This is a genomic window from Streptomyces actinomycinicus, from assembly GCF_016741775.1.
Classification (GTDB): Bacteria; Actinomycetota; Actinomycetes; order Streptomycetales; family Streptomycetaceae; genus Streptomyces; species Streptomyces actinomycinicus.
In genome coordinates this window covers 66,236-76,557 of the sequence record NZ_JAERRK010000009.1, presented here as the reverse complement: position 1 = coordinate 76,557, position 10,322 = coordinate 66,236, and the positions used below count along the sequence as shown (strand labels likewise).

9 protein-coding genes are annotated in these 10,322 nt (G+C 71.9%); 2 read left to right on the top strand and 7 right to left on the bottom strand.

The annotated features are described in order from the left end of the window. Positions 1-179 precede the first annotated feature (179 nt). The 4 genes from JK359_RS19675 to JK359_RS19660 form a co-directional block, all read right to left on the bottom strand. Positions 180-1,691: a glycoside hydrolase family 3 protein gene (locus JK359_RS19675; protein WP_201837329.1), complete on the bottom strand. Its 1,512-nt coding sequence runs from the start codon at positions 1,689-1,691 to the stop codon at positions 180-182. An 8-nt stretch (positions 1,692-1,699) separates the two neighbouring features. Further along, a complete protein-coding gene (locus JK359_RS19670) occupies positions 1,700-2,530 on the bottom strand; it encodes a carbohydrate ABC transporter permease (RefSeq protein ID WP_201837327.1) in 831 nt (276 codons plus the stop codon). Next, positions 2,527-3,525: a carbohydrate ABC transporter permease gene (locus JK359_RS19665; RefSeq protein ID WP_201837325.1), complete on the bottom strand. Its 999-nt coding sequence runs from the start codon at positions 3,523-3,525 to the stop codon at positions 2,527-2,529. The genes JK359_RS19670 and JK359_RS19665 overlap by 4 nt, the downstream gene beginning before the upstream one ends. Before the next feature lie 121 nt (positions 3,526-3,646). Then, positions 3,647-4,927: an extracellular solute-binding protein gene (locus JK359_RS19660; protein ID WP_201837323.1), complete on the bottom strand. Its 1,281-nt coding sequence runs from the start codon at positions 4,925-4,927 to the stop codon at positions 3,647-3,649. 302 nt (positions 4,928-5,229) lie between these two features. On the opposite strand from JK359_RS19660, the gene JK359_RS19655 reads away from it, so the two are divergent. Next, entirely contained in the window at positions 5,230-6,060 is an 831-nt protein-coding gene (locus JK359_RS19655; protein WP_201837315.1) for a GntR family transcriptional regulator, read from the top strand. A gap of 223 nt (positions 6,061-6,283) precedes the next feature. Here JK359_RS19655 and JK359_RS19650 read toward each other — a convergent pair whose 3' ends face one another. From JK359_RS19650 to JK359_RS19640, 3 genes are all read right to left on the bottom strand, one after another. Continuing rightward, positions 6,284-6,712 carry a DUF6299 family protein gene (locus JK359_RS19650; protein ID WP_201837313.1) on the bottom strand — a complete coding sequence of 143 codons (429 nt, stop codon included), beginning with the start codon at positions 6,710-6,712 and terminating at the stop codon, positions 6,284-6,286. 169 nt (positions 6,713-6,881) lie between these two features. After that, positions 6,882-7,280 (bottom strand): RidA family protein, encoded by a 399-nt coding sequence (locus JK359_RS19645; protein ID WP_201837311.1) that lies wholly within the window; start codon positions 7,278-7,280, stop codon positions 6,882-6,884. Next, positions 7,277-8,410 carry an acyl-CoA dehydrogenase family protein gene (locus JK359_RS19640; protein WP_201837310.1) on the bottom strand — a complete coding sequence of 378 codons (1,134 nt, stop codon included), beginning with the start codon at positions 8,408-8,410 and terminating at the stop codon, positions 7,277-7,279. Before JK359_RS19640 ends, JK359_RS19645 begins: the two co-directional genes overlap by 4 nt. 314 nt (positions 8,411-8,724) lie before the next feature. Between JK359_RS19640 and JK359_RS19635 the strand changes: the two genes are divergently transcribed. Next, on the top strand, positions 8,725-10,317 hold the full coding sequence (locus JK359_RS19635) for an AMP-binding protein (RefSeq protein ID WP_201837308.1): 1,593 nt from the start codon (positions 8,725-8,727) through the stop codon (positions 10,315-10,317). The last annotated feature ends 5 nt before the right edge of the window (positions 10,318-10,322 follow it).

The following is a 10,322-nucleotide window of genomic DNA, read 5'->3' as shown; positions in this document are numbered from 1 at the left end:
GAGGGGTCAAACACCGTGGGGTCGGACGTGAGACATGTGCCGGTGGCATGCGCGGGGACGCGGCAGGGCCACCGATTCCCTGGGGAATGAGGAAGGGGGGAACGAGTAAGGGGGAACGAGGAGGGGGAACGAGGAGGCCGGCCGCCCGCGGGGAGGTGCGGGCGGCCGGGTGGGGTGGGTCAGCCGGCGAGGACGGCCTCGGCCGCCGCCGTCCCGCAGACGCGGGCGGCGCCGTAGGTGGCGATGTGGAGGGCGCCGCGCGGGGCGGCCTGCGGCAGGCCCATCTCCACGACGACCGTGTCGGGGCGGGCGGCGAGCAGGGCGTCGAGCGCGGAGCGCATCCAGTCGTGCCGGTGCTCGTCGCGGACCACGGCGACGATCCGGCGCCCGCCGGCGGCGGCGAGTGCGGCCGCACCGGCACCCTCGCCGGTGAAGGAGGCGGAGTCGGTGCCGGGCAGCAGCCGCTCCAGCTCGGCGGCGACGCCCCAGGGCGTCTGGTCGCCGACGGCGATGTTCGGGGCCGGGTTGAACCGGGCGACGTAGACCGGCCCGGTGAGCGGTGCGGGGGCGCCGGTGCGGGTGACGGTCAGCGCGCGGCGGGCCGCGGCCAGGCCGACCTGCGGGTCGGGCTCGGTCTGCGCCGCGTCGCCGCGGGAGGCGGCGGTCCAGGCGGCCAGCTCCCGTACCCGGGCCGCCGCGTCGGCGAGCCGCTCCTCGGGCAGTTCACCGGAGCGTACGGCGGCGACCAGCGCGTCCCGGAGGTTCAGCACGGTGCCCTCGTCGCAGAGCCCGCCGCCCACGCAGATGGCATCGGCGCCGGCGGCGATGGCGAGGACCACACCGTGCTCCAGGCCGTAGGTGCCGGATATCGCGCGCATCTCCATGCCGTCGGTGACGATCAGGCCCTGGTAGCCGAGTTCGCCGCGCAGCAGGTCGGTGAGGACGCGCCGCGACAGGGTGCCCGGGCGGTCGGGGTCGAGGGCGGGCACGAGGATGTGGGCGCTCATGATCGCCCGGGTGCCGGCGGCGATCGCCGCGCGGAACGGCGGCAGTTCGCGCTCGTACAGGGTGTCGGCGTCGACGTCGATGCGGGGTACGGCGTGGTGGGAGTCGACATTGGTGTCGCCGTGGCCGGGGAAGTGCTTGGTGCAGGCGGCGACACCGGTGGACTGCAGGCCCTCGACCCAGGCGGCGGTGTGCCGGGCGACCAGGCCGGGGCTCGCGCCGAAGGAGCGTACGCCGATGACGGGGTTGTCGGGGTTGGCGTTGACGTCCGCGGAGGGGGCCCAGTCGAAGTTGACGCCGCAGGCGGCCAGGCGCCGGCCCAGCTCGCGGGAGACGGCCCGGGTGAGGCCGGGGTCGTCGACGGCGCCGAGGGCGTGGTTGCCGGGGAAGGAGGAGCCGGTGCGCACGTCGAGGCGGGTTACGTCGCCGCTCTCCTCGTCGATGGCGACCAGGAGGTCGTCGCGTTCGGCGCGCAACTGTGCGGTGAGGCCGGTGACCTGGTCCTCGCTGACGACGTTGCGGCCGAACAGGGCGACGGAGGCGAGGCCCTCACCGAGGCGGCGGCGCACCCAGTCGGGCGCGGTGGTGCCGTCGAACCCCGGCTGGAGCACCGCGAGGGCGTCCCGGGCGAGGGTGTCGCCCGCGGCGGAGCCGCTGCCGGACCCAGTGGTGGCGTATGTGGTCATCGGCCGGGTCATCCCTTCACGGCGCCGTCGGTGAGACCGCTGACAGCCTTGCGTTGCAGGAAGATGAAGAGGATCAGGATGGGCAGCGCGAACAGGGAGGAGGCGGCCATGGTGGCACCCCAGTCGTCGCCGAAGGCGGTCTGGAACTGGGACAGCCACAGCGGCAGGGTCTGCTTCTCGACGTCCTTGTTGAGGATCAGGACGAGCGGGAACTCGTTCCAGGCGGTGATGAAGCCGAAGAGCGAGGTCGCCATGAGGCCGGGGGCGAGCAGCGGGAAGATGACCTTGACGAACGCCTGCGTGCGGGTGCAGCCGTCGACCATCGCCGACTCCTCCAGCTCCTTGGGCACGGCGGCGACGTAGCCGCGCAGCGTCAGGATGGTCAGCGGCAGCACCATCATCGTGTAGAAGACGGTGAGGGGGACCAGGCTGTTGAGCATGTCGTTGTCACGGACGATCATGTAGATGGCGATGATCATGACCTCCCAGGGGGCCATCTGCGCCAGCATGAACGTCACGATGAGGCCGCGCCGGCCCCTGAACCGCATCCGGGCGAGGGCGAAGGCGGCGAACAGGGCGATGACGAGCGAGAAGACGACCGACAGGACCGTGACCGTCACGGAGTTGAGCACCAGGGTCCAGAAGTGGTCGGCGTCGACGGCCTTCTTGAAGTGTCCGAGGGTGGCGTCGGTCGGGAACCACACCGGGTCGTCGGAGATGATGTCACCGGTCGGTTTGAAGGCCGTGGCGAACATCCAGTAGACGGGGAACACGAAGCCGGCGAAGAGGACGACGGCGGTCGCGTTGGGCCAGATACGGCCGAGAAGCGAGCGCTTCACAGCTCGTCCTCCTCTTGCTTGAGCACCATGCGCAGGTAGTACGAGGTGATGACGAGCAGCACCAGGATGGTCAGGAAGGAGATCGCCGCGCCGACGCCGAAGTGCTGGTTGCCGACGCCCTCGACGTAGGCGTAGATCGGCAGGGTCTCGGTCAGGTGGTCGGGGCCGCCGGCGTTCATCGCGAAGATCTGCGCGAACGCCTTGAAGATCCAGATGACCTCGAGGAAGGTCGTGGCGTAGAGGAAGGGCCGCAGGAAGGGCAGGGTCACGGAGGTGAAGCTCTTCCAGGCGCCGGCGCCGTCCAGGGAGGCCGCTTCGTACAGCTCGCGGGGGATCGTGGTGGTCGCCGCGTAGAGGTTGATCGCCACGAAGGGTATGGACTGCCAGACGAGGAGCAGGGTGATCACGGCGAAGGTGGAGAACTGGGTCTGCAGCCAGTTGTGGTCGGCCATGGAGTGCCAGCCGAGCTTGTCCAGCACCCAGTTGACGACGCCGAAGCGCTGGGCGAACAGCCACTGGTAGACGGTGGTGGCCGCGATGACCGGCATGGCCCAGGCGAGGACCAGGCCGATCATGAGCAGCAGCCGCATCCTCGTACCGAGCCGGGCCAGCAGCAGCCCGACCAGGGTGCCGAGCACCATGATCAGGGCGACGTTGACCGCGGTGACGACGACGGAGCGCTCGACGACGCGCCAGAAGTCGTCGCCGGTCAGCACCTCTTGGTAGTTGTCGACACCGTTCCACTCGGTGAGGTGCTGGATGAGCTGCCGCGGGTTGAGGTTCTGGAACGACAGCATGCCGTTCTTGACCAGGGGCCAGCCGAGGAGGACCACGGTGGCCAGCAGCGCGGGCAGCAGGAGCAGGTAGGGGGCGGCGGCGAGGCGCCGGGACGGGGCCGTGGAGGCGCGGTCGTCACCTCGTGGCGGGGCCGGCACCCGGGCCTTGCGGACAGCGGGCTCCCCGGCCGTGTCCGTGCGTTCGGTCTGCACTGACATGAGTTGTCATCTCTTCCGTGGCCGTACGAAATCCGTGGCCGTACGTAAACCATGGCCGTGCCCACGGCACGGCCCAGGCCCGTGCCGGGGGCGCCCCCTCGTGGCGCCCCCGGCGACGGGTCTAGTTCTGCTGGGCCAGGCGCTTGTTGATCTCGGCCTCGACCTGCTTGGCGGCGTCCGCCGGGGACTTACCGTTGAGCACGGCCGTCATGTAGGACTTGATCGGGTTCGGGGTGTTCTCCACCGCGCCCCACTCGGGGATCAGCGGGGTGGTGCCACCGGCGGCGGCACCGGGAGCGGCGGCCTCGGCGACGGCGTTGCCCTTGAGGTTGGACTCCAGGGCCTGCTTGTTCGGGATGACGCCGTTGAGCTTGGCCAGTTCGCCCTCGTACTGGTCGGACAGCGCGATCTTCAGGAACTCCTTGGCCAGGGCCTGCTTCCCGCTGCCCTGGGCGACGGCGAGGTTGGAGCCGCCGAGGAAGACGCCCTCGGGCTTGCCGGCGCTCTCACCGGGGATGGTGAAGTAGCCCAGGTCCTTCTCGATGGCCTTGTTGGCCTGGATCGCCGTGCCGGCCTCCCAGCCCATGCCGATGAAGGCGCCGGTCTTGCCCTTGGCGAAGACCTCGGCCTGCTGCGGGGTGGCCTCGTCCTTGTCCTTGGGGGCCTTGGAGTAGGAGGCGTACTTCTTGTAGATGTCCATGGCCTTGGCGACCTTGGGGTCACCGAGGTTGGAGACGTACTTGTCGCCGTCCTTCTTCACCAGGTCGGCGCCCTGGCCGATGGTCAGGCCGTCGAAGAAGTACCAGTTCTGGCCGGGCAGGTAGAGCGGCTCGGCGTCGGTCTTCTTGCCGATGGTCTCCAGGTCCTGGAAGAACTCGTCCCGGGTCTTCGGGGTGTCCTTGATGCCGGCCTGGGCCCAGATCTTCTTGTTGTAGATGACCACGCGGTTGGCGAAGTACCAGGGGGCCGCGTACTGCTTGCCCTCGTAGACCGAGGACTGCGAGACCGACGGCGTCCAGTCGGCGCCGATCTCCTTCTTGAGGTCGCTGAGGTCGGCGAGGCCCCCGGTGGCCGCGTAGGCCGGGGTCTGGGTGTTGCCGACCTCCAGGACGTCCGGCGGGGTGGACTCGGAGAGGGCGGTGGTGATCTTCTGCTGGATCCCGTCCCACTTCTGCGTCTCGAACTTCAGCTTGGCGCCGGTCTTCTTCTCGAACGCCGCCGTGACGTCCTTCACCCACTGGTCCGGCGTGGAGCCGTCCATCGCCCAGACCGTCAGCGTCTGGCCCTTGAAGCTGTCCGGTCCCGCGTTCTTGCCGCTGTCGTCGCCGTCGTCTCCGCCGCACGCCGACACGGAGACCATCATGCCCGCGATCACGATCGCGGCCGCAAGCTTGCGCTTCACGCCACCCTCCTCAGGGATGCCACTAACCCCCCACGCCCTCGGCGGTGACCTGCGTACGACGCTGTTGCACGTAGGGCTCGGGACCTGGCCACTAATGGTGTAGACCAGTACGGTGGAGCTTGGCCTAGACCTTTTGGAGTGTCAAGGGTGGTTCGGGAAGCCGGTACCTGCCGTTACGAGAAAGTCACCGGAGTGCGTCCGTCCGCCTCCGCCCCTTTCGCCCCGGACCGTTCAGTTGGACTAGACCATACGGCAGTTGGTCGCTATAACGGGAGCCCATCGACACAGCCGGGAAGGCAGGCATGACCACCGACGTCAGCAGCGCCCAGCCGCGCAGGGGGGCGGCCGGCCGCACCGCGCGCGTGCCGAAGTACTACCGGATCAAACAGCAACTGCTCGGGATGGCCGAGGCCCTGCAGCCCGGGTCGGCCATGCCCGCGGAGCGGTTGCTCGCCGTACGGTTCGACACCTCACGGACCACCGTCCGGCAGGCGCTCCAGGAGTTGGTGGGCGAGGGCCGCCTCGACCGGATCCAGGGCAAGGGCACCTTCGTCGCCCAGCCCAAGCTGTACCGGACGCTCCAGCTCACCTCGCACACCGAGGACATGCGCGCCCAGGGCCTGACCCCCGCCTCGCAGATGCTGGACGTCGGGGAGGTGCCCGCGGACGAGAAGCTGGCGGGCCTGCTGGGCACCGGGATCGGCGAGCGGGTGCTGCGCATCGAGCGGCTCCGGCTGGCCAGCGGCGACCCGATGGCGATCGAGACGACCCACCTGTCCGTGCGGCGCTTCCCCGGCCTGCGCGGGTCCCTGACCACGTACCCCTCGCTCTACACGGCCCTCGCCGAGGTGTACGGCGTTCATCTCGCCGAGGCCGACGAGACCATCGAGACCTCGCTGTCGACCCCGCGCGAGGCACAGCTGCTCGGCACCGACGTGGGGCTGCCGATGCTGCTGCTGTCCCGGCACTCGCGGGACGCGGAGGGCACCCCGGTGGAATGGGTGCGCTCGGTCTACCGCGGTTCCCGCTACAAGTTCGTCGCCGCCCTGCGCCGGCCGGGCGGCCCGGTGTCCCCGCCGAGCGTCCGGCGCAGGATCGCTCCGCCGGACCGGGACGGGTTCAGCCGCGCCTGAACCAGGGGGCGTCGGGGCCGGGTTCGCCGCGAGCCGGCAGAGGTCCGGGCCGGGTTCGCCGCGAGCCGGCAGAGGTCCGGGCCGGGTTCGCCGCGAGCCGGCATAAGTCCGGGCCGGGTTCGCCGCGAGCCGGCATAAGTTCGGGCCGGGTTCGCCGCGAGCCGGCAGAGGTCCGGCCCCCTCGGCCAGGGGCCGGACGGTGGCCGGGCGGCGGTGCCCGGGGTCACTCCTGGGTGAGGGTGACATCCTTGTCGGCGACCGCGTGGAAGGCGGGCAGCGGGATCAGGCCCGACGGGCGCAGCTCCGTGAGGGTGACCTGGACGTGTGCCGACCCCGCCTTCAGCTTCAGGGCCGTGAGGTCCCCGGAGTTCTCCCAGCGGTGTTCGGCGCCGTCGCAGCGGGCGGTGCTGCCGCCGACGGAGTGGTGGACGCCGGGGTCGGCCTGGCTGAGCGCGGCGCTGACGAAGACCGGTCCGGTGCTGCCGGTGCAGCGGTAGGTGCCCGAGAGCCACACCGTGCCGTCGGAGGCGATCCGGCCGGCCGGATCGATCGTGATGGTCTCGGCGGGTGCCGGGCCGGCGGTGGCGGGGCCGGCGGCGCACAGCAGGGCGGCGGCACCGAGGGCCGCGGTGAGGGCGGGGCGTACGGGCATGGGAAACCTCCCGGTTCCATGGGATCGAGGGCTTCCAGGGGTACCGGGCGGCCGTGCCGCCGGGCGTGACCGTCACTCCAACGGTGGCGCGTCATGGAACCGTCCGGCCGGAAGGGGCGTACGACGCCCTGAGGTGCCCATGAGCCCGGCGGTCTGCGCGGGCCAGGTGTCACGGCAGCACCGCGAACCCGTCCAGTTCCACCAGCGCCTGCTCGTCCCAGAGCCGTACGACCTCCACGACGGCCATCGCGGGATAGTCGCGGCCCGCCGACTCCCGCCAGATCCGGCCGAGCTGCCGCGCCTGCGCCCGGTACGCGGCGACGTCGGTGGCGTAGACGGTGACCCGGGCGAGGTCCGCGGGGGTGCCGCCAGCCGCGCGCAGGGCGGTGAGGAGGTTGTGCAGGGCCCTCTCGAACTGCCGGGGAAGGGTGTCGCCGGTGATCTTGCCGTCGGTGTCCAGGGCGGTCTGTCCGGCGAGGAACACCACGCGGGTGCCGGCGGCGACGACGGCGTGCGAGAAGCCCGTGGGCGGGGACAGTCCGGGCGGGTTGACGCGCTCGTTGGTCACCTGGCCTCCTTCTGTGCGGCGGTGTACAACTCCTTGGCGATGATGCCGCGTTGCACCTCGCTGGCGCCCTCGTAGATGCGGGGGGCGCGCACCTCGCGGTACAGGTGCTCCAGCAGGTGGCCGCGGCGCAGGGCGCGGGCGCCGTGCAGCTGGACGGCGGTGTCGACCACGTACTGCGCGGTCTCGGTGGCGAGCAGCTTGGCCATCGCGGCGCGGCGCGGGACGTCGGCGGCTGCGGCGTCGTACGCCGACGCGGCCGCGTACACCATCAGCCGGGCCGCCTCCGTGCGCAGGGCCATCTCCGCGACCTGGTGGGACACCGCCTGAAGGTCCATCAGCCTGCCCTGGAAGGCCTCACGCCGGCTGGTGTGGCCGACGGTGGCGTCCAGGGCGGCCTGGGCCATGCCGACCGCGAAGGCGCCGACGCTGGGCCGGAAGAGGTTGAGGGTGCCCATGGCGACGGCGAAGCCGCGGTCCGGCGCGCCGAGCACGTCGTCGGCGGTGACCGGCACGGCGTCGAAGTCGAGGCTGCCGATGGGGTGCGGCGAGAGCATCTCCAGGGGACTGCCGGTGAGGCCCGGCCGGTCGGCGGGGACCAGGAAGGCGGTCACGCCACGGGCTCCGGCGCCGGGCGTGGTGCGGGCGAAGACGGTGTAGAAGTCGGCCTCGGGGGCGTTGGAGATCCAGCACTTGGCGCCGGTGAGCCGCCAGCCGCCGGCGCCGTCGGGCTCGGCGGCGAGGGACAGCGCCGCCGCGTCGGAACCGGCGCCGGGCTCGCTCAGCGCGAAGGCGGCGACCGCGCTGCCGTCGGCGACCCGGGGCAGCCAGCGCTCGCGCTGGGCCGGGGTGCCGTGCGCGTGCACCGGGTGACCGCCCAGCCCCTGCAGGGCGAGGGCGGTCTCGGCCTCGGTACAGGCCTGGGCCAGGGACTCGCGCATCAGGCACAGGTCCAGTGCACCGGAGTCGAACAGCCGGGCGAGCAGACCGAGCCGGCCGAGTTCGGCGAGCAGCGGCCGGTCGACCCGGCCGGGCTCACCCCGGCCGGCGAGCGGGCGGAGCCGTTCGGCGGCGAGTGTGCGCAGCTCGGCACACCAGGCGATCTGCTCCGGTCCGAGTGAGAATGCAGACACAGCCGGTCCTCCCTCCGGGGACGCCGGCCCGGCCTTCCCCGTCGCCCGGGAACGGACCGCCACGGCCGTCCCCTTCGTCGGGAGACGCACCGCACGGCCGTCCCCGCTCGTCGTGGGACGCACCGCACGGCCGTCCCCCTCGTCCGGGGGCGACCGCGCCGGCCGTCCCCCTGGCCTTCGAGGCGGGCCGTGCCCACCTGCCCCCACGACGTTATCGCGCACAGTTGACTGCCGTCACCAACACGATACGCTCAAAGCGCGAGCCCACCAGGAAGCCCGTCTGGACATCCGTCACGGCAAGGGGGCGGACCACCATGCATCTCTCGGCCCACGTCGACACGTTCGCGCGCGACCATCTGCCCCCGCCCCACGAGTGGCCCGAGCTGCGGTTCGACCTGCCGGAGCTGCTCTACCCCGATCGGCTGAACTGCGCCGCGGAACTCCTGGAGCACGCCGACCCCGCCCGCCCGGCGTTCCACACCGCGGCCGGCCCCACCTGGACCTACGGCGAACTGCGCGCGCACGTCGACCGGATAGCACACGTCCTCACCACCGGCCTGGGCGTGGTCCCGGGCAACCGGGTCCTGCTGCGCGGCCCCACCAGCCCCTGGCTCGCCGCCTGCTGGCTTGCCGTGCTGAAGGCGGGCGCGGTCGCGGTCACCGTGCTGGCCCAGCAACGGCCGCACGAGCTGGCCACCGTGTGCGAGATCGCCCGCATCGGGCACGCGCTGTGCGACATCCGCGCGGTGGACGACCTGGCGAAGGCGGGGATAGCCGGGCTGCGGATCACGACGTACGGCGGCGACGGTACCGACGACCTGCTGCACCGCCCGGCGCCCGCCACCCCCTACCCGGCGGTGGACACGGCGTCCGACGACGTGGCCCTGATCGCCTTCACCTCCGGGACCACGGGTCGCCCGAAAGGGTGCATGCACTTCCACCGGGATGTGCTGGCGACAGCCGACACCTTCTCCAGACATGTGCTGCGGCCCCGTGCGGACGACGTCTTCACCGGCAGTCCCCCGCTCGGCTTCACCTTCGGCCTCGGCGGGCTGGTGATCTTCCCGATGCGCGCCGGTGCGAGCACCCTCCTCCTGGAACAGGCGAGCCCCAGACAGCTGCTGCCCGCGATCGCCGAGCACCGCGTCTCGGTCCTGTTCACCGCGCCGACCGCCTACCGCGCCATGCTGGACGCGCTGGAGGGCCACGACGTCTCGTCGCTGCGGCGCTGTGTGTCGGCCGGCGAGAACCTGCCCGTGTCCGTCTGGCAGGCCTGGCACCGGCGCACCGGCCTGCGCATCATCAACGGCATCGGCGCCACCGAGCTGCTGCACATCTTCGTCTCCGCCGCCGACGAGCACATCAGGCCCGGAACGACCGGCGTCCCGGTACCCGGCTGGCAGGCCCGCGTCCAGGACACCGGCGGACGGCCCGTGCCCGACGGTGAGCCCGGGCTGCTGGCCGTGCGCGGGCCGGTCGGCTGCCGTTACCTCGCCGATCCGCGGCAGCGGGACTACGTCCGCGACGGCTGGAACATCACGGGAGACACGTACGTCCGGGAGAGCGACGGCTACTTCCGCTACGTGGCCCGCGCCGACGACATGATCATCTCCGCCGGGTACAACATAGCGGGCCCGGAAGTGGAGGACGCGCTGCTGCGCCACCCGGACGTGGCCGAGACGGCGGTCGTCGGCCGGCCCGACGAGACCCGCGGCCAGGTGGCCGTGGCCTACACGGTGCTGCGCGACGGAGCCCGGCGCGACCCGGAATCGCTGCGCGCCTTCCTCTGCGCCGAACTGGCGCCCTACAAATGCCCGCGCGAGTTCGTCTTCCTCGACGCGCTGCCCCGCACCGCCACCGGCAAGGTGCAGCGGTTCCGGCTGCGCACCGAAGGTGACGGGCAGTGATATCG